This is a genomic window from Mycobacterium hackensackense (genome assembly GCF_025822555.1).
In the GTDB taxonomy this organism is placed as follows: domain Bacteria; phylum Actinomycetota; class Actinomycetes; order Mycobacteriales; family Mycobacteriaceae; genus Mycobacterium; species Mycobacterium fluoranthenivorans.
Map to the genome: position 1 here is coordinate 1,316,180 of NZ_JACKUC010000030.1, position 22,490 is coordinate 1,338,669.

Here is a 22,490-nt window from a genome sequence, read left to right on the forward strand (position 1 = left end):
TGTGGCAGGCGATCTGACGCGCGAGGAGACCGCGCTGGTGGTGGTCCAGGCCGCACTGGCCGGGCGGCCGGGGGTGCCCGGCACCGCGCGCGCCCTTTCGCATTTCGGTGAGCACAGCGCGGGCTGGGTGGGCATCGCCGCGCTGGGTGCGGTACTGCAACCGCAACGCAGGCGGGCCTGGCTGACCGTGGGCCTCGGCGCCTTCGCCGCCCATGCGGCCGCGGTGGTGATCAAGCGGGTGGTGAAGCGCGAACGTCCGCATCACCCCGCGATCGCGGTGAACGTCGCCACGCCGAGCAGGCTCAGCTTCCCGTCGGCTCATGCCACCTCGACCACCGCGGCCGCCATCCTGATCGGCCGGGCGACCGGTTCGCGGCTGCCCTGGCTGCTGATCCCGCCGATGGCGTTGTCGCGCTTGGTTCTCGGGGTGCACTACCCGACGGACGTTCTCACCGGAGCGGTGGTCGGTGTGGTGACCGCGAAGACGGTGGGGGCGATCTCAGACAACTGGGGCGAAGGAGTCGTGCAGTGAGTGAAGAAGCGCCGGCATCGACCCTGGGCCCGCCGAAGAACCTCTTTGCCGGGGTGATCAAGGCGATCCGTCCGCGGCAATGGGTGAAGAACCTGTTGGTGCTCGCCGCACCGCTGGCCGCCTTCGGCGTCGACGCCAACCTGAACTACCCCGAGGTGCTCGCCCACGTCGGTGTCGCGTTCGTGGCGTTCTGTCTGGCGGCGTCGAGCATCTACCTGGTCAACGACGCCCGCGATGTCGAAGCCGACCGCGCGCATCCCACCAAGCGCTTCCGCCCGATCGCGGCCGGGGTGGTGCCGGTTTCGCTGGCCTACTCGCTGGCCGTCGTGCTGGGCGTCGCCTCGCTGGGCATCTCGTGGTTGGTCAACACGAACCTGACCATCGTGATGGCGGTCTACATCGCGATTCAGCTGGCCTACTGTTTCGGCCTCAAACATCAAGCGGTGCTGGACATCTGCATCGTCTCCTCGGGCTTTCTGATCCGTGCCATCGCCGGTGGTGCGGCCGCGTCGATCCAGCTGTCCCAGTGGTTCCTGCTGGTGTTCGCCTTCGGGTCGTTGTTCATGGCCGCGGGTAAGCGGTACGCCGAGCTGGCGCTGGCCGAACGCACCGGAGCCAAGATCCGCAAATCGCTGGAGAGCTACACCAGCTCCTACCTCCGTTTCGTCTGGACGCTGGCGGCCACCGCCGTGGTGTTGTGCTACGCCCTGTTCGCCTTCGAACGCGACGGCGGTTCGGCGTCGTGGTGGGCCGTGTCGATCATCCCGTTCACCATCGCGATCCTGCGCTACGCCGTCGATATCGACGGTGGCGAGGCCGGCGAACCCGAGGAGATCGCGCTGGGCGACCGCGTGCTGCAACTGCTCGCGTTGGCGTTGATCGGAACCGTCGGTGCCGCTGCGTACTTCGGCTGACCGCGTCGGCCGAGCCATCGCGGCCAGCCTGTCGGGCTGGCCGTCTTTCCGGTACAGCGTGTCGGTGCGGATCAGCCTGTGGCTGTCGGTGGCGGTGGTCGCCGCGCTCTTCGGCTGGGGTGCGTGGCAACGACGCTGGATCGCCGACGACGGCCTGATCGTGTTGCGTACCGTGCGGAACCTGTTGGCGGGCAACGGGCCGGTCTTCAATGCCGGGGAACGGGTGGAGTCCAACACCTCCACCCTGTGGACGTACCTGATCTACGGCGTCAGCTGGATCAGTGGCCCGGTGCGGCTGGAGTACGTGGCGCTGACGCTGGCCCTGGTGTTCTCGGTCGCCGGGGTGGTGATGCTGATGCTGGGCACCGGCCGGCTGTACGCACCCGGCCTGGTGGGCCGTCACGCCGTGTTGTTGCCGGCCGGTGCGCTCATCTACATCGCGATACCGCCGGCCCGCGACTTCGCCACCTCAGGCCTGGAAAACGGTTTGGTACTGGCCTATATCGGCCTGCTGTGGTGGTTGATGGTGTGCTGGTCGCAGGCGGCGCGACTGCCCGCGCCGCGGCGCCAGGGCGCGGTGTTCCTCGGCGCACTGGCCTTCGTCGCGGGACTGTCCGTGCTGGTGCGCCCGGAACTCGCACTGCTCGGCGGCGCCGCGCTGGTGATGTTGCTGGTGGCCGAACGCGGCTGGCGGCGCAGGATTCTGATCGTCGCGGCCGGTGGCGCACTTCCGGTGGGCTATCAGATCTTTCGCATGGGCTACTACGCTCTTGCGGTTCCGCAGACCGCCATCGCCAAGGACGCGACGGGCTCGAAGTGGGCGCAGGGTTTTCAGTATCTGGCCAATTTCAACAGTCCCTACCTGCTCTGGGTGCCTCTGGTCCTGGCGATACTGCTGGCCGTCGTGCTGCTGCGCGGTAGGTCGCACCCCTGGAAGATCCAGCCGTTCGAGTCCCTGCCGTCGGCCGCCGGACCGGGCCGGCTGGCGCGCATCGTGCAGAGTCCGGCCGCGGTGGTCGTGTTCATCGTGGTGAGCGGTCTGCTGCAGGCCGTGTACTGGATACGCCAGGGCGGCGATTTCATGCACGGGCGGGTGCTTCTGACGGCACTGTTCTGTGTGCTCGCCCCGATCTCGGTGATCCCGGTCCGGGTTCCCGATGAGGCCCGGGTCAGCCGGCAGACCGGCTACCTGCTGGCCGGCGCGACCAGCGTGCTGTGGCTGTCGATTGCGGGATGGTCACTGTGGGCGGCGAATTCGCCCGGGATGGGCGCCGACGCCACCAGGGTCACCTACTCCGGCATCGTCGACGAGCGGCGGTTCTATGCGCAGGCCACCGGCCACGCGCACCCCCTGACCGCGGCCGACTACCTGGACTATCCACGGATGCGCGCGGTGCTGACCGCGATCAACAACACCCCCGACGGCGCCCTGTTGCTGCCGTCCGGCGACTACGACCGGTGGGATGTGGTGCCCGCCATCCCGCCGCCGGCGGACAAACCGTACCGAAATGGTGAAACAGGCCCGCACACAGTCTTTTTCACCAATATGGGCATGCTGGGAATGAACGTCGGCCTCGATGTCCGGGTGATCGACCAGATCGGCCTGGTCAACACCTTGGCCGCACACACCGCCCGCCTCGAGGACGCGCGCATCGGCCACGACAAGAACCTGTTCCCGGACTGGGCGGTCGCGGAAGGCCCGTTCCTCAAGGAGCGCCCCTACATCCCGGCCTATCTGGACGAGGATTGGATCGCCCAGGCCGAGGTTGCGCTGACGTGTCCGGAGACCCACGTGATCCTGAACTCCGTGCGCGGAAATCTGACGCCGCGGTTGTTCTTGTCCAACCTCACTCATGCGCTGCAGTTCGGCAGCTATCGGATCGACCGCGTTCCGCTCTATGAGCTGTACCGATGCGGTCTGGTGGCCCCGCCGCCCAAGGCGCCGCCGTACACCGGAATGCCTGCGACGGGGCCTTAGGGTTTTGCGGGTCGCGTAACGCCCCGGCTATGTTGTGGCGATAGACGAAGCGTGGTGGCATCCGGCCTGTGCTGGCGCCCCCGCACCGAGATCCGGACCTTGAAATGCGAAGCATCGCATTGCCTGTGAAGCGGAATGGATGAACGACGCATGCGTAGGACCACTTGTGTGAGGCTGATCACAGCACCGCTGCGCGCGGCTGCTGTGATGGTTGTCACTGTGATGGCCGCGCTGGCGCTGCCGTTGCCCGCTGCCCAGGCGTTCTCCCGTGAGGGTCTGCCGGTCGAGTACCTGGACGTGTTCTCCACGGCGATGAACCGGAACATCCGAGTCGAGTTCCAGGGCACGGGCGCCCCGGGCAGCCGTGCCGTCTACCTCCTCGACGGCCTGCGTGCCCAGGACGATTACAACGGCTGGGATATCAACACCGCCGCGTTCGAATGGTTCTACGGCTCCGGCGTCTCGGTCGTGATGCCGGTCGGCGGGCAATCCAGCTTCTACAGCGACTGGTACTCGCCGTCGACTTTCAACAGCCAGGGCTACACCTACAAGTGGGAGACCTTCCTGACTCAGGAGCTGCCGCAGTTCCTGGCGGCCAACAAGCAGGTCTCCACCTCCCGCAACGGCGTGGTCGGACTGTCGATGGCGGGCGGGGCCGCACTGATCCTGGCCGCCTACCATCCGCAGCAGTTCAGCTATGCCGCTTCGCTGTCCGGGTTCCTCAACCCGTCGACGGTTTTCATGAAGCAGGCCATCCGGGTCGCCATGCTCGACGCCGGTGGGTACAACGTCGACAACATGTGGGGCCCGCCCTGGGATCCCGCATGGAAGCGCAACGATCCGGTCGAGCAGGTCGGCAGGCTCGTGGCCAACGGCACGCGGCTGTGGATCTACTGCGCCCCGGGCGGGTCGACCCCGCTCGACGAGAACGCCGACCCCGGGCAGAAGCTCAACGCCGACAGCCTGGAAGGTCTGGCGATCGGCAGCAACAAGCGGTTCCAGGACCGCTACACCGCTGCCGGCGGCCGCAATGCGACCTTCCAGTTCCCGCCGTCCGGGAACCATTCGTGGGCCTACTGGGGCGCCCAATTACAGGCTCTCAAACCCGATCTGATCGCGACCCTGAACGGCTGATGGGGCGACCGGACAGGACTTTCGAGGAAGAGAGAGACACCCAGACTTGTGGTTGACTACATGGGCAATGCGGCCCGGACCGGCGCACACCGACCGGGTGCGGCACACGACAGAATGGATAGGTAAGCAGTGATGAGTTTCGTTGGGAAGATTCGCGGCGCCACGCGCCGAGTGGTGGTCGCGGCAGCTGCTGCCGCGGTACTGCCCGGTTTGGTCGGCGTCGTCGGAGGCTCGGCGACTGCTGGTGCCTTCTCGCGGCCGGGTCTGCCGGTCGAGTACCTGGATGTCCCGTCGGCCGGTATGGGCCGCGACATCCGTATCCAGTTCCAGAGCGGTGGCGCCAACTCCCCGGCCGTCTACATGCTCGACGGCCTGCGCGCGCAGGATGACTTCAACGGCTGGGACATCAACACCGCCGCCTTCGAGTGGTACAACGGCTCGGGCATCTCGATGGTGATGCCGGTCGGTGGCCAGTCCAGCTTCTACTCCGACTGGTACAAGCCGGCCTGCGGCAAGTCCGGTTGCACCACCTACAAGTGGGAGACCTTCCTGACCTCGGAGCTGCCCGCGTGGCTGCAGACCAACCGTCAGGTGAAGCCGACCGGTGGCGCCGCCGTCGGTCTGTCGATGGCAGGTTCGGCGGCCATGACGCTGGCGATCTACCACCCGCAGCAGTTCATCTACGCCGGCTCGATGTCGGGCTTCCTGAACCTGTCCGAGGGCTGGTGGCCGTTCCTGGTGAACATCTCGATGGGTGACGCCGGTGGCTACAAGGCCGACGACATGTGGGGCAAGACCGGCGACGCCGGGAACGCATGGAAGCGCAACGACCCGTTCGTGAACATCAACCAGCTGATCGCCAACAACACCCGGCTCTGGGTCTACTGCGGTAACGGCACCCCGTCCGAACTCAGCGGCGGCGCCAGCGCGGGCAACCTGTTCAACGCGAAGTTCCTCGAAGGCCTGACCATCCGCACCAACAAGACCTTCCGGGACACCTACATCGCCAACGGTGGCACCAACGCCGTGTTCAACTTCCCGGAGAACGGTGTGCACGACTGGCCGTACTGGGGCCAGCAGCTGCAGGCCATGAAGCCGGACATGCAGCGCGTGCTGGGCGCGGTGCCGACCGCCTGACCCGCGGCGCAGCAACAACCTGAAGACTGACGGCGGTGACCCCTCGGGGGCACCGCCGTCAGTCGTTTTCAAAGCAGTGGACTGCGGTGATGTGGTTCACTACAACGCGGCGGTGGGGAGAATCGGTGACTTCGATGAGGTGGGATATGCGGCTGGGCAAGCGAAGCGACGGGAAACTCATCCGGGGCGAGCGAAGCGACGGGAAACTCATCCGGGGCGAGCGAAGCGACGGGAAACTCATCCGGGGCGAGCGAAGCGACGGGAAATCCACCCTGCAGTCGGCGATCCGCAAGACGGTGCAGGTGACATGTGCGGCGTTGCTGGCGCTGGGGCTGTGGTCGACGGCAGGGGCCCCGGCCCAGGCGGCCGGGATCGAGTACCTCCAGGTGCCGTCGGCCGCCATGGGCCGCGACATCCCGGTGGCCTTTCAAGCCGGCGGTCCGCACGCGGTCTACCTCCTCGACGCGTTCAACGCCGCACCCGATGTGAGCAACTGGGTCAATGCCGGCGCGTTCAACACCCTGGCCGGTAAGGGCATCTCGGTGGCCGCCCCGGCCGGTGGTGCGTTCAGCATGTACACGAACTGGGAGCAGGACGGCAGTAAGCAGTGGGAGACGTTCCTGTCTCAGGAGCTGCCGGACTGGCTGGCCGCCAACAAGGGCCTGGCCCCTAGCGGGCACGGTGTCGTGGGCGCGGCCCAGGGCGGCACCGCGGCGCTGACGCTGGCGGAGTTCCACCCGGACCGGTTCCGCTATGCCGGCTCGATGTCGGGCTTCCTGACGGTCGGCAACACCTTCCTCAACGGTGCGATCACCGCGGGTATGGCGCAGTTCGGTGGGGTCAACACCCAGGACATGTGGGGCCCGGCGCAGTTCGGGCGGTGGAAGTGGCACGACCCGGATGCCCACGTGCAGCTGCTGGCGGATAACAACACCCGGATCTGGGTGTTCAGCCCGCAGACCCTGACCTGCAGCGATCCGGCCGCGATGATCGGCTATTGCGATCAGGCCCAGGGCAGCAACCGTGCGTTCTACTCGCACTATCGCAGCCTCGGCGGCCGTAACGGGCACTTCGACTTCCCGACCGGTGGCCAGCACGACTGGAGCAGCTGGGGCCCGCAACTGGCGGCCCTGTCCGGCGACCTCTCGGCCGCCATCCGCTAAGTCGGGGCGAGCGCAGCCGCGGGAAATATCACATCACGGCATCGTCTCGGCCCGGGGGGACGCGCTGGACAGCCGGTACCGTGGAACCGTGCAGCGTAACCACCGGTGGACTGCGGGTCTGGCAAAGCGACCCGCGCTGGTGTTGACCCCGCTGATGCTGGCCTCCACCGCGGCGGCGGTGTGCGGATGTTCGTTCAGCGACGACGTCATCACGACCATCGGACTGCCGTCTTCACAGTCCGCCGGACCGTCGGACGGGCTGGCGGACATCGCCCCGCCGGCCGCCAGCGCGGCCGGCGGCTACCACGAGCACATGCCGATGTCCCCTCAGCAGCAGTCCTATCTGGACGCGCTGGGCACGGCCGGCGTGCACCCCTCCGACGAGATCATCGCGCTCACCATCGGGTCCTACGTGTGTCAGGCACGGGCGGCCAAGCAGACCGATCAAGCGGTGTGGGACTTCGTCGTGCCGCTGGTCCGGGCGGATGTCCGTGAGGCGCACGTGAGTTCGACGGCCCCGCCGACGGGTGAGGTCGACTCTGTCACCGCCGACTACATTCGCATCGCGACCGAACAGCTCTGCTGACCGCTTCCCGCGGACCTGACAGCAGCGCTCGGGCAACCCAGCTGAACCGAGGAGCTCATCAACTATGGCGAACAACCGCAAACGCCACCGGATTCTCGCGGTGGCCGCGGCCGGGGCGGTTGCCGTCCTGGTGGCGGTGATCGTCGCCGCACTCGTGGTCTGGCTGCGTCAGCCGGAGCATCCGCCGCTGGCCACGCCGCCGACGGCGCCGCCCACCGCGGTCCCGACCACGGGTCCCTCGCCGAGCAAACCGCGCCCGGAGTTCCAGGACGCCAGCTGCCCGGATGTGTTCGTGCTGTCCATTCCCGGCACCTGGGAATCCTCACCGGTGCTCGACCCGAACAACCCGGTGCAGTTCCCGGCCGCGCTGTTGCTCAATGTCACCAACCCGCTGCTGCAGCAGTTCGGCCCAGACCGGATCCAGGTCTACACGGTCCCCTACACCGCACAGTTCCATAACCCGTTCGCCGCGGACGGTCAGATGTCCTACAACGACTCCCGCACCGAGGGCACCAAGAAGGCGGTCCAGGCACTGACCGATATGAACAACCGCTGCCCGCTGAGCAGCTATGTGATCATCGGATTCTCCCAGGGCGCGGTCATTGGCGGCGATATCGCCAGCGATATCGGCAATGGCCGCGGCCCGGTCGACCAGGACCTGGTGCTGGGCGTGACGCTGATCGCCGACGGCCGGCGCCAGGACAACGTCGGTCAGAGCCTGCCCGCGAATCCGCCGGGGCAGGGTGCCGAGATCACCCTGCACGAACTGCCGATGCTGTCCGCGCTGGGTCTGTCGATGACCGGCCCGCGCGACGGGGGTTTCGGAGCGCTCAACGACCGCACGTACCAGATCTGTGGGAACGGCGACCTGATCTGCGCCGCCCCCGAGCAGGCGTTCTCCGTCGGCAATCTGCCCGCGACGCTGCAGACCCTGCTGGGCAGCACGGCGGGGCCGGTGCACGCGCTCTACAACACCCCCCAGTTCTGGAGCCTGGACGGCCAGACGGCCACCCAGTGGACCGAGCAGTGGGCCCGCAACCTGCTGGACAACGCGCCACACCCCAAACACGGCTGATCTGTTCGCTCTCCCCGTGGCTTCGCCCCCCGGGAACCCGACTCGCCGGTAACCAGATTTGGCCTGCGAGAATCGGTCCCCTAACATTAAGAGAAAACTAAGAGCGGCGGGCGGGCGTCGAGGGGTGGGAACAGGGCGTCCCGGTACGATCGCCGGGGCTCGCGACGACCGTGCGAAGAGTGTGCAGTGACAGGAGAATTTGATGCCGTTCCATAACCCGTTCATCAAGGACGGTCAGATCAAGTTCCCTGATGGCGCCAGTATCGTCTCGCACGTCGAGCGCTGGGCCAAGGTCCGCGGCGACAAGCTCGCCTACCGGTTCCTGGACTACTCCACCGAGCGCGACGGTGTCGCCCGCGACCTCACCTGGGCCCAGTTCAGCGCCCGCAACAAGGCTGTCGCGGCCCGGTTGCAGCAGGTCACCCAGCCCGGTGACCGCGTCGCGATCCTCTGCCCGCAGAACCTGGACTACCTCGTCGCCTTCTTCGGCGCGCTCTACGCCGGACGCATCGCGGTGCCGCTGTTCGATCCGTCGGAGCCCGGGCACGTCGGACGCCTGCACGCCGTCCTGGACAACTGCAGCCCGTCGGCCATCCTGACCACCACCGACGCCGCCGAGGGCGTGCGCAAGTTCTTCCGCAGCCGGCCGGCGAACCAGCGGCCCCGGGTCATCGCGGTGGATGCCGTGCCCGACGACGTCGCCGTCACCTGGGAAGAGGTGGTGGCCACCGAAGAGACCATCGCCTACCTGCAGTACACCTCGGGTTCGACGCGCATCCCCACCGGTGTGCAGATCACCCATCTGAACCTGGCCACCAACGTCCTGCAGGTGGTCGAGGCCCTGGAAGGCGAGGAAGGCGATCGCGGCCTGTCCTGGCTGCCGTTCTTCCACGACATGGGGCTGATCACCGCGCTGATCGCCCCGATGATCGGCCACTACTTCACCTTCATGACGCCGGCGGCCTTCGTGCGCCGGCCCGAGCGCTGGATCCGCGAGATGGGCTTCAAGCCCGACGACACCGGCGGTGTCATCTCGGTGGCCCCCAACTTCGCCTTCGATCACGCCGCCGCCCGCGGCGTGCCGAAAGAGGGCGACGCGCCCGTCGACCTCTCCCATGTCAAGGCGGTCCTCAACGGCAGCGAGCCCATCTCGGCGGCCACCGTGCGCCGGTTCAACGAGGCCTTCGCGCCTTTCGGCTTCCCGCCCAAGGCCATCAAGCCGTCCTACGGCCTGGCCGAGGCCACCCTGTTCGTGTCCACCACCCCGGCCGCCGAAGAGCCGAAGATCATCAACGTCGACCGCGATGCGCTGAACACCGGTCGCATCGTCGAGGTGGACGCGGACTCGCCCAAGGCGGTGGCGCAGGCCTCGGCAGGCAAGGTCGGCATCTCCGAATGGGCCGTCATCGTGGATGCGGAATCCGCGACGGAGCTGCCCGACGGACAGATCGGCGAGATCTGGATCAGCGGCCAGAACATGGGCACCGGTTACTGGGGTAAGCCGGAGGAGACCCGTGAGATCTTCCAGAACACCCTCAAATCGCGGACCAGCCCCTCGCACGCCGAAGGTGCGGCGGATGACGCGACCTGGGTGCGCACCGGTGACTTCGGCGCGTTCTACGACGGTGACCTCTACATCACCGGCCGCGTCAAGGACCTGGTCATCATCGACGGCCGCAACCACTACCCGCAGGACCTGGAGTACTCGGCGCAGGAATCCACCAAGGCGCTGCGTACCGGGTTCGTGGCGGCCTTCTCGGTGCCGGCGAATCAATTGCCTGCCGAGGTGTTCGAAAACACCCACGCCGGCCTGAAATTCGATCCGGAGGACACCTCCGAACAGCTCGTCATCGTGGGCGAACGCGCGCCGGGCTCGCACAAGCTCGACCTGGGACCGGTCGTCGACGATATCCGCGCCGCCATCGCCGTCCGGCACGGCGTGACGGTGCGCGATGTGCTGCTGACACCGGCAGGTGCCATCCCGCGTACCTCCAGCGGCAAGATCGGCCGTCGCGCATGCCGCGCCGGTTACCTCGACGGCAGCCTGCGCAGCGGCAAGACCGCGAACGACTTCCCGGACGAAACGGACTGAACCCCGCACACATCCGGCCCCTCAACCAGGCCGCACGGCGGCGAAAGTGAATGAAAATGACTGACACTGGCGAGAACTCGCAGACTTCAGAATCCAACGCCGTCGCCGCCGCCGGCGCGGCTCCGGCCGTCGACATGACGGTCGCCGAGATGCGCGAATGGCTGCGCAACTGGATCGCCAACGCCACCGGCCAGTCGCCCGACACGATCAACGAGTCGGCCCCGATGGTCGAGCTCGGCCTGTCCTCCCGCGATGCCGTCGCGATGGCCTCCGATATCGAGGACCTCACCGGTGTCACGCTGACCGCCACCGTCGTCTTCCGCAATCCGACCGTCGAGTCGCTGGCGAAGGTGCTCATCGAGGGTGAGCCCGAACCCGAGGACACCGGCGACGAGGACTGGTCGCGCCCGGCCGAGGTAGAGGACATCGCGATCGTCGGTGTGGCGACCCGCTTCCCGGGGGACATGAACACCCCCGACGAGATGTGGGCGGCGCTGCTCGAGGGCCGCGACGCCAGTTCGGATCTGCCCGAGGGCCGTTGGTCGGAGTTCCTCGGTGAGCCCCGGGTCGCCGAGCGCGTGGCCAGGGCCCACACCCGCGGCGGGTATCTGTCGGATATCAAGGGTTTCGACTCCGAGTTCTTCGCACTGTCGAAGATGGAAGCCGACAACGTCGACCCGCAGCAGCGGATGGCACTCGAGCTGACCTGGCAGGCCCTTGAGCATGCCCGGATCCCGGCCTCCAGCCTGCGCGGCGCCGATGTCGGTGTGTATGTGGGCAGTTCGAACAACGACTATATGTTGCTGGCGGTCGCCGACCCCACCACCGCTCACCCGTACGCCATCACCGGCACGGCCAGCTCCATCATCGCCAACCGGGTGTCGTACTTCTTCGACTTCCGCGGACCGTCGGAGTCCATCGACACCGCGTGCTCCAGCTCGCTGGTCGCCGCCCACCAGGGTGTGCAGGCCCTGCGCAGCGGCGAGATCGACGTGGCGATCGTCGGTGGGGTGAACGCCATGGTGACCCCGATCGTCACCATCGGTTTCGACGAGGTCGGCGGGGTGCTGGCCCCGGACGGCCGCTGCAAGTCCTTCTCTTCGGACGCCAACGGTTACGCCCGTTCCGAAGGCGGCGGCATGCTGGCACTCAAGCGGCTGTCGGACGCCCGCCGCGACGGTGACCAGATCCTGGCCGTCATCGCCGGCTCCGCGATCAACCACGACGGCCGGTCCAACGGCATGCTGGCCCCCAATCCCGATGCGCAGGAAGCGGTTCTGCGTAAGGCCTACAAGAACGCGGGTATCGACCCCCGCGACGTCGACTACATCGAGGCGCATGGCACCGGCACCATCCTGGGTGACCCGATCGAGGCCGACGCCCTGGGCCGGGTCGTCGGCCGTGGCCGCGCCGCCGACAAGCCGGCGCTGCTGGGTGCGGTGAAATCCAATCTGGGACACCTCGAATCGGCCGCGGGCGCGGCGAGCCTCGCCAAAGTGGCGTTGTCGCTGCAGCACGACAAGCTGCCCCCGTCGATCAACTATGCGGGCCCTAACCCGTACATCGACTTCGACAAGGAACACCTCAAGGTCAACGACACCGTCTCGGAGTGGCCGCGTTACAGCGGACACGCCATCGCGGGTGTGTCGGGCTTCGGTTTCGGTGGCGCCAACGCCCACCTGGTGCTGCGTGAGGTGCTGCCGGCTGATCTGGTCGAACCCGAGCCGGAACCCGAAGTCAGCGAACAGAAGTCGGATGACGCCGACGCCGTGTACGTCGGCGGGGTCCGGATGGACGAGTACGGCGAGTTCGTCGACAGCGACGGCGCGGATGGTCTCCCGGGCTCCTCTTCGCATGACGAGGGCGGCTACGAGCTGCCCGGTCTGACCGATGAGGCCAAGCGGCTGATCGAGGTCGGTCGTGCCGAGATCGAGGCGCTGGAGTTCACTCCCGTTGTGCCGCTGGTGATCTCCGGATTCCTCACCTCGCGTAAGAAGTCCGCTGCCGCGGAGCTCGCCGACTGGATCGACAGCGAAGAGGGCCGCGCCTCGTCACTGGAGTCGATCGGCCGCTCGCTGTCCAAGCGCAACCACGGCCGCTCGCGCGCCGTGGTGCTGGCCCATGACCACGACGAGGCCGTCAAGGGCCTGCGGGCCGTCGCCGAGGGCAAGCAGAGCCCGCTGGTGCTGGCCGCCGACGGCCCCGTCACCAACGGACCCGTCTGGGTGCTGGCCGGTTTCGGCGCGCAGCACCGCAAGATGGGCAAGAGCCTGTATCTGCGCGACGAGGTGTTCGCCGAGTGGATCAACAAGGTCGACGCGCACATCCAGGACGAACGCGGCTACTCCGTCGTCGAGCTGATCCTCGACGATGCGATCGACTACACCAACGAGACCTGCGAATACCCCATCGAAGTGGTCCAGACGGTGATCTTCGCCATCCAGATCGCGCTCGGTGAACTGCTGAAGCATCACGGTGCGAAACCCGCTGCGGTGGTGGGTCAGTCGCTCGGTGAAGCGGCCGCAGCCTATTTCTCCGGTGGTCTGTCCCTGGCCGACGCCACCCGCACCATCTGCTCGCGCGCGCATCTCATGGGTGAGGGCGAGGCGATGCTGTTCGGTGACTACATCCGGCTGATGGCGCTGGTCGAGTATTCGGCCGAGGAGATCAAGACCGTCTTCTCCGACTTCCCGGGTCTGGAGGTCTGCGTCTACGCCGCTCCCACCCAGACCGTCATCGGCGGCCCGCCCGAGCAGATCGACGCGATCATCGCCCGGGCCGAATCCGAGGGTAAGTTCGCCCGCAAGCTGCAGACCAAGGGCGCCAGCCACACCCAGCAGATGGACCCGCTGCTGGGTGAGCTCTCCGCCGAGATCCAGGGCATCCAGGCGCTGCCACTGCAGACGGCGTACTTCTCCACCGTGCACGAAGGCAAGTTCATCCGGGCCGGGGCCGATCCGATCCACGATGTGGAGTACTGGAAGAAGGGCCTGCGGCACAGCGTCTATTTCACCCACGGGATCCGCAACGCCGTCGACAACGGGCACACCACCTTCCTGGAGCTCGCGCCGAACCCGGTGGCGCTCATGCAGGTCGGCCTGACGACTGCCAGCGCCGGTCTGCACGATGCGCAACTCATCGGCACGCTCGCCCGTAAGCAGGATGAGGTCGACTCGATGACGGTGGCGATGGCCAATCTCTTCGTGTACGGCCACGATCTGGATCCGCGGGTGTTCTTCGGCCCCGGTGAGCACGCGAACATCCCGCCCACCCGCTTCAAGTACAAGGAGCACTGGCTCAACGCCCGGTTCGCCGGTGACAGCTCGGTGGTCCTCCCGGGCACTCATGTCGCCACTCCCGACGGCCGGCATGTCTGGGAGTACGCCCCCAGCGGTGCCACCGATCTCGCGGCTCTGGTGAAAGCCGCTGCCACCCAGGTTCTTCCGGACGCCGTGCTGACCGCCTTCGAACAGCGTGCGGTCCCCGGTGACGGGGCCCGGCTGGTCACCACGCTCACCCGGCATCCCGGCGGGGGCACCGTGCAGGTGCACGCGCGTATCGACGAGTCGTTCACCTTGGTGTACGACGCGGTGGTCAGCCGCAGCGGTAGCGCCGCGGTGCTGCCCGTGGCCACGGGTGCCGCGGTGGCGATTGCGGCTGAGCCGGTGGCCGAGGCGGCGCCCGAGGACGTCGCCGATGTGGCTATCCTGCAGGACAACCTGACCGCCGGCGCCGGCCTGGCCGCGAATTTCGCCAAGTGGTCACCGGAAACCGGTGAGACGGTGGCGGATCGCCTCGGCAGCATCGTCGGTGGGGCCATGGGTTACGAACCCGAGGACCTGCCGTGGGAGGTCCCGCTGATCGAGCTGGGCCTGGATTCGCTGATGGCCGTGCGGATCAAGAACCGCGTCGAGTACGACTTCGACCTGCCGCCGATCCAGCTGACCGCCGTGCGCGATGCCAACCTCTACAACGTCGAGGAGCTCATCAAGTACGCGATCGAGCACCGCGACGAGGTCGATGAGATCGCCGAATCCCAGAAGGGACAGACCGCCGAGGAGATCGCGGCCGCGCAGGCCGAACTGCTGGGCGGGGCGACGACTGTGGCGGAGTTGGAGGCGAAGTTGGCCGAGGCGAGCGCAGCGACGGGGAATGTGACCGAGGCGGGTCACCCGTTGGCGGAGAGCGGGCAGACCCCGGTCGCGTCGCCCACCGAGCTCGAAATCCCGCCGCCGCCCACGGATCCGGCCGGACCCACGGCCAACATCCCCGCACCGCCGAGTGATCCGGCCGGCCCCAGCAAGGCCACCGCGGCCGCGGCCGCGGCGAAGGTGCTGACCCAGGAGGCCGTCACCGAGGCGCTTGGCGCCGATGTGCCGCCGCGCGACGCCGCCGAACGCGTCACGTTCGCCACCTGGGCCATCGTCACCGGCAAGTCGCCGGGCGGCATCTTCAACGACCTCCCGAAACTCGATGACGCGGCCGCCGACAAGATGGCGAAACGGCTGACGGAGCGCGCCGAAGGCAACATCACCGTCGAGGATGTGCGTTCCGCCAAGAACATCGAGGAACTGGCCACCGTCGTGCGCGCCCAGCTCGAAGAGGGTGTGGTCGACGGATTCATCCGCACCCTGCGGGCGCCGAAGGAGGGTTCGACCGCCCTTCCGCTGTTCGTCTTCCACCCGGCCGGTGGGTCGACGGTGGTGTACGAACCGCTGATCAAACGGCTGCCCGCGGACACCCCGGTGTACGGCATCGAGCGTGTCGAAGGCTCCATCGAGGAGCGGGCCGCCGAGTACGTGCCGAAACTGCTTGGGGTGCATCAGGGTCCGTTCGTGTTGGCGGGCTGGTCGCTCGGTGGCGCGCTGGCCTATGCCTGCGCGATCGGGCTCAAGCAGGCCGGTGCGGATGTGCGGTTCGTCGGCCTCATTGACCTCGCCCTGCCCGGTGAGCCGATCGATCAGTCCAAGGAAGGCAACCGTGCCCGTTGGGACCGCTACGCGCTGTTCGCCCAGCGCACCTTCAACGTCGAGATCCCGGAGATTCCTTATGAGGAGCTGGAGAAGCTCGACGACGAGGGCCAGGTGAAGTTCGTACTGGATGCCGTGTCCCAGAGCGGTGTGCAGATCCCCGGCGGGATCATCGAGCACCAGCGCACCTCGTATCTGGATCAGCGTGCCCTAGCCACCATCGAGGTCCAGCCCTACGACGGGCATGTCGCGCTCTATCTGGCCGACCGGTACCACGATGACGCCATCGTGTTCGAGCCCGCGTACGCCACCCGGAAGCCCGACGGAGGCTGGGGCGAGTACGTGTCCGAGCTGGAGGTGGTGCCGATCGGCGGTGAGCACATCCAGGCCATTGACGAGCCCTATATCGCGAAGGTCGGCGCGCACATGAGCGAGGCCATCAACCGTATCGAGAGCGAAGCGACGGCTAACACAGCAGAGAAGGGCGCGAACAAGTGACCGAAACCTCCAGTGTCCCAGCGGTGACCACGGCGCAGAAGCTGGCCGAGCTCCGCGAGAAGCTGGCACTGGCCGCCGACCCCGGTGATGAGAAGGCCAAGGCCCGCCGCGACAAGAAGGGCATTCCGAGTGCCCGCGCCCGCATCCACGCGCTGCTCGATCCGGGCAGCTTCCTGGAGATCGGCGCGCTGGCCAAGACCCCCGGGGACCCCAACGCCTACTTCGGCGACGGTGTGGTCACCGGGCACGGCACCATCGACGGCCGCCCCGTCGGCGTGTTCAGCCACGATCAGACGGTGTTCCAGGGCTCGGTCGGTGAGATGTTCGGCCGCAAGGTCGCCAAGCTGATGGAGTGGGTGGCCATGGTCGGCTGCCCGATCATCGGTATCAACGACTCGGCCGGTGCCCGCATCCAGGACACCGCGACCTCGCTGGCCTGGTACGCCGAACTCGGGCGCCGCCATGAGATGCTGCGCGGGCTTGTCCCGGAGATCTCGCTGATCTTCGGCAAGTGCGCCGGTGGCGCGGTGTACTCGCCGATCCAGACCGATCTCGTTGTGGCGGTGCGCGATCAGGGCTACATGTTCATCACCGGTCCGGATGTCATCAAGGACGTCACCGGTGAGGATGTCAGCTTCGACGAGTTGGGCGGCGCCGATGTGCAGGCGCAGCGCGGCAACATCCACAAGGTGGTCGAGTCGGAGGCCGCGGCGTACCAATACGTCCGCGACTACCTGAGCTTCTTGCCCCCCAACCACTTCGACGATGCGCCCATCGTCAACCCGGGCCTGGAGCCCGAGATCACCCCGAGTGATCTGGAGCTCGACACGATCGTGCCGGACTCGGACAACATGGCCTACGACATGCACGAGGTCCTGCTCCGGATCTTCGACGACGGTGACGTCTTCGAGATCGCCGACCAGCGCAGCCCGTCCATGATCACGGCGTTCGCCCGGGTGGACGGCCGCCCGGTCGGGGTGGTGGCCAACCAGCCCATGCACATGTCCGGCGCGGTGGGTAACGAGGCCTCCGACAAGGCCGCCGGGTTCATCCGGTTCTGCGACTCGTTCAACCTGCCCTTGGTGTTCGTCGTCGACACCCCGGGTGCGATGCCGGGTGTGGAAGAGGAGAAGGGCGGCATCATCAAGCGCGGTGGGCGGTTCTTCAACGCCATCGTGGAAGCCGATGTGCCCAAGGTGACCATCATCGTGCGCAAGGCCTACGGCGGCGGATACGCCGTGATGGGCTCCAAGCAGCTGTCCGCGGACCTCAACTTCGCCTGGCCCACCGCCCGCATCGCGGTGATCGGCGCCGAAGGTGCGGCGCAGTTGCTGGTGAAGCGTTTCCCGGATCCGACCGCACCCGAGGTGCAGAAGATCCGTGCCGACTTCATCGAGGGCTACAACCTCAACCTGGCGACGCCGTGGATTGCCGCCGAGCGCGGCTACATCGACGGTGTCATCGAACCGCACGAGACCCGGCTGCTGCTGCGCAAGTCGCTGCATCTGTTGCGGGACAAGCAGAACATCCACAAGGTGCAGCGCAAGCACGGCCTGACCCCGCTGTAGCTGATGACATCCGCGGTGGTGGTGGGTGGCGGCCCCAACGGGCTCGCCGCCGCCATCACGCTGGCCCGGGCCGGCGTCGAGGTCACCGTGCTGGAGGCCGCCGATGAGATCGGCGGCGGCGTGCGTTCCGGGGAAGCGATCGTCCCCGGGCTGGTGCACGACCACTGCGCCGCCATCCACCCGATGGCCGTCGGTTCGGCTTTTCTCGCCGATCTGAATCTGGCACGACACGGATTACGTTGGCGCTGGCCCGAAGTCGACTGTGCACATCCACTCGACGGTGGCGGCGCCGCGCTGCTGTACCGCAGCGTCGACGACACCGCCGCGGGGTTGGGGCCCGACGGTGCGCGCTGGCGGGCGCTGTTCGCCGGTTCCGTCGGCCGGTTCGACAGGCTGTCGCAGGACATCATGGGACCGCTGCTGCATGTCCCGAAACATCCCCTGACGCTGGCCCGTTTCGGTGCGCCGACGCTGCTACCCGCCGCGACGCTGGCCCGGGTGTTCCGCACGCCGGCGGCCGCAGCGCTGTTCGGCGGTGTCGCCGCGCACACCTTCCGTCCCCTGCACTACCCGATGACATCGGCGATCGGGCTGGGCATCATCACCGCCGGGCACCGGCACGGCTGGGCGGTCGCCGAGGGTGGTTCGCAGTCGATCACCGATGCCCTCGCGGCCACGCTGTCCGAGCACGGCGGCGAGGTCCGAACCGGGGTGCGCGTCACCTCGGCGGCCCAGCTGCCCGCCGCCGACGTGGTGCTCTTCGACCTGGCGCCGACCGCTGTCGCCGATATCCTGGGTGACCGGCTGCCCCGGCGCGCAAGCCGGGCCTTGAGCAAATTCCGTTATGGCCCAGGGGCTTTCAAGGTCGACTTCGCGGTGCAGGGCGGGGCGCCGTGGCGCAATCCCGACGCCGGGCGGGCCGGCACCGTGCATCTGGGCGGTGATCTCGGCGAGATCGCGGCCACCGAACGCGACATCCACGCCGGCCGCATGCCGGCGCGGCCTTTCGTGCTCGTCGGCCAGCAGTATCTGGCCGACCCCGGCCGCTCGGTCGGGGACATCCATCCGGTGTACTCCTACGCCCATGTGCCGCACGGGTTCACCGGAGACGCCGCCGAGGCCATCATCGGTCAGTTCGAGCGGTTCGCCCCCGGATTCCGCGACCGGGTGGTCGGCATGGCGGTCCGCTCCACCACCGAGATGTCGGTACACAACCCCAATTTCGTCGGCGGCGATATCTGTACCGGCGCCAAGGACATCCGCCAGCTGGTGTTCGGACCGCGGCCCACCCTGCACCCGTACCGGCTCGGGGTGCCCGGCATGTACCTCTGCTCCGGGGCCACGCCGCCCGGCCCCGGCGCGCACGGCATGTGCGGGGCCAACGCGGCCGCCGAGGCGCTGGCCCACCTGCGACGGTGATGCTCCTCGCGCTGCCGGCGCACCCTCGCTGATCAGGTGCGTAGCCGCGCATATGGAGATGCGGCACACCATCTCTGATCGGCCATTACACTTCGCCCATGCCGCTCGAGGAAGGCCAGGTGATCGCCGGGTACACCGTGGTGCGGTCTCTCGGCGCCGGCGGTATGGGCGAGGTCTACCTGGCACAACACCCGCGGCTGCCCCGCCGCGACGCGCTCAAGGTCCTCGGCGCCACGGTGTGCGCCGACTCCGAATATCGGCAGCGTTTCGAGCGTGAGGCGGATATCGCCGCCACCCTCTGGCATCCGCACATCGTGGAGGTGCACGACCGCGGCGATGTCGACGGTCAGTTGTGGATCGCCATGGACTATGTCGAGGGCACCGACGCCGGCGCGCTGCTGGCCGAGCGCTACCCGAGCGGAATGCCGGCCGATGAGGTGGTGCGCATCGTCACCGCCGTCGCCGAAGCGCTCGACTACGCCCACCAGAAGGGCCTGCTGCACCGCGACGTCAAACCGGCCAACATCCTGATCGCCAACCCGGACACCTCCGATGAACGAGTCCTGTTGGCCGACTTCGGCATCGCCCGTCGTACCGGTGAGACCAGCAATCTCACCGGCACCAACATGACCGTCGGCACCGTGGCCTACGCGGCACCCGAACAGCTGACCGGTGCCGAGATCGACGGTCGCGCCGACCAGTACGCGCTGGCTTCGAGCGCTTACCAGTTGCTCACGGGGTCCCCACCCTTCCAGCATTCCAATCCGGCCGTGGTGATCAGCCAGCACCTGACCGCCAGCCCGCCACCGATCGGGGACCGCAGGCCGGAACTCTCCGGTCTGGGACCGGTTTTCGAGCGTGCCCTGGCCAAGCATCCCGCCGAGCGGTACGGCAAGTGCGTGGACTTCGCCCGCGCCCTCGAACACCGGATCGGCACCGTCGGATCCGAGGCCACCATGCTCGCCGTCACAGCCTCCGGACCGCGGCACGCCAAAGCACATCCCGCGCCGGCCAGGTCCCGGTCCAAGCTGGTGGTGCCCGCCGCGGCCGTGGCGCTCGTCGCCGTGATCGCGGCGGCGGTGGCGTTCGCGATGGGCGCCTTCGGCCGGCCCGGTGGCACACCGGCACCCACGCAGACCAAGACTTCCACCGCGACGGCCGCCCCGCCGCCACCAGCGCTTTCGTCGCCGGCAGCCGCTCAGGCGCCGGCCATACCCGTCGTCGTCATCGGGGCCACCTGTGCCACCCTGGGCGCCGCCGGCGTCGCGGAGTCGGGAGCACCCGCGTACTGCGCTCAGCTGCCGAACTCCGGCTCCACCATCTGGTCGCTGAGCCAGCAGGTCACCGAGCCGTCCGCGCCCAGCGCCACTCCCGCCGAGGGCGAGCAGACCTATGCCCCCGAAACCGAGGGCCCGGTACGGGTCTGCGTGGATCAGACGCATCAGACCCGGCTGCGCTGTCTGGAGGACATCGTGCGCGGCAACGGCGGAGCCTGATGCCCCCTGAGGTGCCGCGACCATCCGCCACGGTCGACATCGCGGCAGGTATCGCGGCCACCGCGGTCGGCGGCGCCGTCGCGGTGTATCGCGGTGCCGAACGGCTACCCGTCCTCGGCGGCCTGCTGTACCAGGCCCGCACGGGACTGGCCGCCCGCGGTGAGCGTGCCCTGGAACCGGCCAAAGCGGCGGTGGCCGGCATCGCGGTGCAGATCGTCGAACGCGTGCTCGACCAACTCGACCTCAACGAGCTGGTGCGCACGCGGGTGGATCTGGTCGGGCTGGCCAACGAGGTGGTCGACGGTATCGACCTGCAGGCCATCATCAGGCAGTCCACCGAATCCGTCACCGCAGAGGTGATGACCGATGTGCGCAGCCAGGGCGAGCGGGCCGACGACCTGGTATCGGGTTTCGTCGACCGCCTGCTGGGGCGCGACCGTGACTGAGGTCCGCCCCGCCGGTGTGGTGAGCCGTGGCGTGGCCGCGGTGATCGACCTGATCATCGTCGCGATGGTGCTGGCCGCGATCTACCTCGGTCTCATCCTGACCCGGCTGATGTTTCACCCCACCGCGTTCCGCGCGCCGACCATGAGCGCCGTCTTCTCCACCGCCGTGCTGTTCGGTGTCGCGGTCTGCTACCTGACGGCATGCTGGGCGGTATCGGGCTGCACCGTCGGATCGGTGACCATGGGGTTACGGGTGATCGGCCGGCGCGGACGCCGGCTGTCGCCGGCAGTGGCGCTGCTGCGGGCGGTGGCCTGTGTGCTGTTGCCCGTCGGGCTGTTGTGGGTGGCCGTCGACCGGCACCGAAGATCCCTACAGGACATCGTGTTCGGCAGCCGGGTCGTTTACGCCCGGCCGTAGCGCAAACGGGGTTGGATGGCGGTATGTCCAATCATTTCACCGGGTTGTCCCTAGGCCCGCCGCTGGGCGATCAGCGGCTTGACCTGTGCGACCTGTACGCATTCCAGTCACCGGCCAACCCCGCCAACACCGTGCTGATCCTCAACGCCAACCCCAGTGCCGACGCCTTGCACCCCGACGCCATCTACCGGCTCGCCGTGGACAACGACGGTGACCTGCGTAACGACATCGCGTTCAGCTATGTGTTCTCCGAACCTGCCGACGGTCGCCAGACCGTCGATGTGTACCTGGCCGTCGGCGACCAAGCCGAAGAACCGGAAGCGGTGGGGGAGAAGATCTTCGAATCCGTCCCGGTGTCCTTCGGTAAGGAACCCGTCATTGCTCGCGAGGGCGACTACATGTTCTTCGCGGGGGCGCGCAGCGATGCGTTCTTCTTCGATTTCGACGGGATCAAGAACCTGTTCGACATCACCGGCGGCCGTAATTTCACCGCACCGCACCTCGGCAGCGAATCACCCTGGACCGGCGTCGATTCCAACACCGAAGCCAACGTGATGGCTTTTGTGCTGGAGCTGCCGACCGCCAGGCTGGGCGCCGCCCCGGACATCCGGATCTGGGGTCGCTGCAGCGTGCGCCGCGACGGTGAGCTGGTGCACGTGGACCGGGCCGGGCACCCGTCGGTGAGCAGCTTCTTCAACACCGATGAGACCAAGGAGGAGTACAACGCCAGCGAGCCCATCGCCGACCGTGCCCGCTGGCTGGGACAGTTCGTCCACTTGCTCGGACACACCGGCGGCTACTCGCACGACGAGGCCGTGGAAGCGATCGACGCCGAGGGCATCCTGCCCGACATGCTCACCTTCGACCCGGCCGAACCCGCCAGGTACCCGAACGGTCGGACGTTCACCGACGATGTCATCGACTACCGACTGGCCTCGCTGACCAAGGGCGACTGCCCGCCGAGCGGTCTGCGCCCGCACACCGACACCCTGGAGGTGTTCCCCTACCTCGGCACACCGCACTAGATCCGCACACCTGCTACCGTGTCTGTAACGATCCTTACA

Annotated in this window: 16 protein-coding genes; all 16 read left to right on the forward strand. The window is 67.7% G+C overall.

All coding sequences use genetic code 11. The features are described 5' to 3' along the window. Position 1 precedes the first annotated feature (1 nt). The 16 genes from H7J86_RS15790 to H7J86_RS15865 all read left to right on the forward strand — a co-directional run bounded on the left by H7J86_RS15790 (position 2) and on the right by H7J86_RS15865 (position 22,451). A complete protein-coding gene (locus H7J86_RS15790) occupies positions 2 to 532 on the forward strand; it encodes a phosphatase PAP2 family protein (protein ID WP_090361949.1) in 531 nt (176 codons plus the stop codon). After that, positions 529 to 1,446 carry a decaprenyl-phosphate phosphoribosyltransferase gene (locus H7J86_RS15795; RefSeq protein ID WP_090361946.1) on the forward strand — a complete coding sequence of 306 codons (918 nt, stop codon included), beginning with the start codon at positions 529 to 531 and terminating at the stop codon, positions 1,444 to 1,446. The genes H7J86_RS15790 and H7J86_RS15795 overlap by 4 nt, the downstream gene beginning before the upstream one ends. Positions 1,447 to 1,462: 16 nt before the next feature. Further along, positions 1,463 to 3,424, forward strand: coding sequence for a terminal beta-(1->2)-arabinofuranosyltransferase (gene aftB / locus H7J86_RS15800; RefSeq protein ID WP_235633023.1), 1,962 nt, complete (start codon positions 1,463 to 1,465; stop codon positions 3,422 to 3,424). A gap of 150 nt (positions 3,425 to 3,574) precedes the next feature. Next, the gene (locus H7J86_RS15805) at positions 3,575 to 4,558 is read left to right on the forward strand and encodes an esterase family protein (protein ID WP_187097311.1); all 984 of its coding nucleotides are present in this window, start codon (positions 3,575 to 3,577) and stop codon (positions 4,556 to 4,558) included. A gap of 132 nt (positions 4,559 to 4,690) precedes the next feature. Continuing rightward, positions 4,691 to 5,695, forward strand: a complete 1,005-nt coding sequence (locus H7J86_RS15810) for an esterase family protein (protein ID WP_090361942.1) — start codon at positions 4,691 to 4,693, stop codon at positions 5,693 to 5,695. 125 nt (positions 5,696 to 5,820) lie between these two features. Continuing rightward, positions 5,821 to 6,858, forward strand: a complete 1,038-nt coding sequence (locus H7J86_RS15815) for an alpha/beta hydrolase-fold protein (protein WP_267291988.1) — start codon at positions 5,821 to 5,823, stop codon at positions 6,856 to 6,858. A gap of 88 nt (positions 6,859 to 6,946) precedes the next feature. Further along, positions 6,947 to 7,444, forward strand: a complete 498-nt coding sequence (locus H7J86_RS15820; RefSeq protein ID WP_090361937.1) for a DUF732 domain-containing protein — start codon at positions 6,947 to 6,949, stop codon at positions 7,442 to 7,444. 64 nt (positions 7,445 to 7,508) lie between these two features. Next, positions 7,509 to 8,519 carry a carboxylesterase Culp6 gene (culp6, locus tag H7J86_RS15825; RefSeq protein ID WP_090361933.1) on the forward strand — a complete coding sequence of 337 codons (1,011 nt, stop codon included), beginning with the start codon at positions 7,509 to 7,511 and terminating at the stop codon, positions 8,517 to 8,519. A 202-nt stretch (positions 8,520 to 8,721) separates the two neighbouring features. Beyond that, on the forward strand, positions 8,722 to 10,611 hold the full coding sequence (gene fadD32, locus H7J86_RS15830; RefSeq protein WP_090361930.1) for a long-chain-fatty-acid--AMP ligase FadD32: 1,890 nt from the start codon (positions 8,722 to 8,724) through the stop codon (positions 10,609 to 10,611). A gap of 56 nt (positions 10,612 to 10,667) precedes the next feature. After that, positions 10,668 to 16,079: a polyketide synthase Pks13 gene (gene pks13, locus H7J86_RS15835; RefSeq protein WP_372517276.1), complete on the forward strand. Its 5,412-nt coding sequence runs from the start codon at positions 10,668 to 10,670 to the stop codon at positions 16,077 to 16,079. A gap of 23 nt (positions 16,080 to 16,102) precedes the next feature. Then, positions 16,103 to 17,647, forward strand: coding sequence for an acyl-CoA carboxylase subunit beta (locus tag H7J86_RS15840; RefSeq protein ID WP_267291990.1), 1,545 nt, complete (start codon positions 16,103 to 16,105; stop codon positions 17,645 to 17,647). A 3-nt stretch (positions 17,648 to 17,650) separates the two neighbouring features. Then, complete coding sequence (locus H7J86_RS15845; RefSeq protein WP_267291992.1) at positions 17,651 to 19,066, forward strand: phytoene desaturase family protein; 1,416 nt, start codon at positions 17,651 to 17,653, stop codon at positions 19,064 to 19,066. A 98-nt stretch (positions 19,067 to 19,164) separates the two neighbouring features. Continuing rightward, the gene (locus H7J86_RS15850; RefSeq protein WP_267291994.1) at positions 19,165 to 20,562 is read left to right on the forward strand and encodes a serine/threonine-protein kinase; all 1,398 of its coding nucleotides are present in this window, start codon (positions 19,165 to 19,167) and stop codon (positions 20,560 to 20,562) included. A gap of 11 nt (positions 20,563 to 20,573) precedes the next feature. Continuing rightward, on the forward strand, positions 20,574 to 21,008 hold the full coding sequence (locus H7J86_RS15855; RefSeq protein ID WP_235633015.1) for a hypothetical protein: 435 nt from the start codon (positions 20,574 to 20,576) through the stop codon (positions 21,006 to 21,008). After that, positions 21,001 to 21,426, forward strand: coding sequence for an RDD family protein (locus tag H7J86_RS15860; protein ID WP_267291996.1), 426 nt, complete (start codon positions 21,001 to 21,003; stop codon positions 21,424 to 21,426). Before H7J86_RS15855 ends, H7J86_RS15860 begins: the two co-directional genes overlap by 8 nt. A 23-nt stretch (positions 21,427 to 21,449) precedes the next feature. Continuing rightward, positions 21,450 to 22,451 carry a DUF4331 family protein gene (locus tag H7J86_RS15865; RefSeq protein WP_267291998.1) on the forward strand — a complete coding sequence of 334 codons (1,002 nt, stop codon included), beginning with the start codon at positions 21,450 to 21,452 and terminating at the stop codon, positions 22,449 to 22,451. The last annotated feature ends 39 nt before the right edge of the window (positions 22,452 to 22,490 follow it).

What these genes read in the sequence shown, in the direction of transcription:
- H7J86_RS15805 (WP_187097311.1), top strand. Translation starts at nt 3,575, where the DNA reads ATGCGTAGGACCACTTGTGTGAGGCTGATCACAGCACCGCTGCGCGCG.
- H7J86_RS15810 (WP_090361942.1), top strand. Translation starts at nt 4,691, where the DNA reads ATGAGTTTCGTTGGGAAGATTCGCGGCGCCACGCGCCGAGTGGTGGTC.
- culp6 (WP_090361933.1), top strand. Translation starts at nt 7,509, where the DNA reads ATGGCGAACAACCGCAAACGCCACCGGATTCTCGCGGTGGCCGCGGCC.
- fadD32 (WP_090361930.1), top strand. Translation starts at nt 8,722, where the DNA reads ATGCCGTTCCATAACCCGTTCATCAAGGACGGTCAGATCAAGTTCCCT.
- pks13 (WP_372517276.1), top strand. Translation starts at nt 10,668, where the DNA reads ATGACTGACACTGGCGAGAACTCGCAGACTTCAGAATCCAACGCCGTC.
- H7J86_RS15845 (WP_267291992.1), top strand. Translation starts at nt 17,651, where the DNA reads ATGACATCCGCGGTGGTGGTGGGTGGCGGCCCCAACGGGCTCGCCGCC.
- H7J86_RS15850 (WP_267291994.1), top strand. Translation starts at nt 19,165, where the DNA reads ATGCCGCTCGAGGAAGGCCAGGTGATCGCCGGGTACACCGTGGTGCGG.
- H7J86_RS15865 (WP_267291998.1), top strand. Translation starts at nt 21,450, where the DNA reads ATGTCCAATCATTTCACCGGGTTGTCCCTAGGCCCGCCGCTGGGCGAT.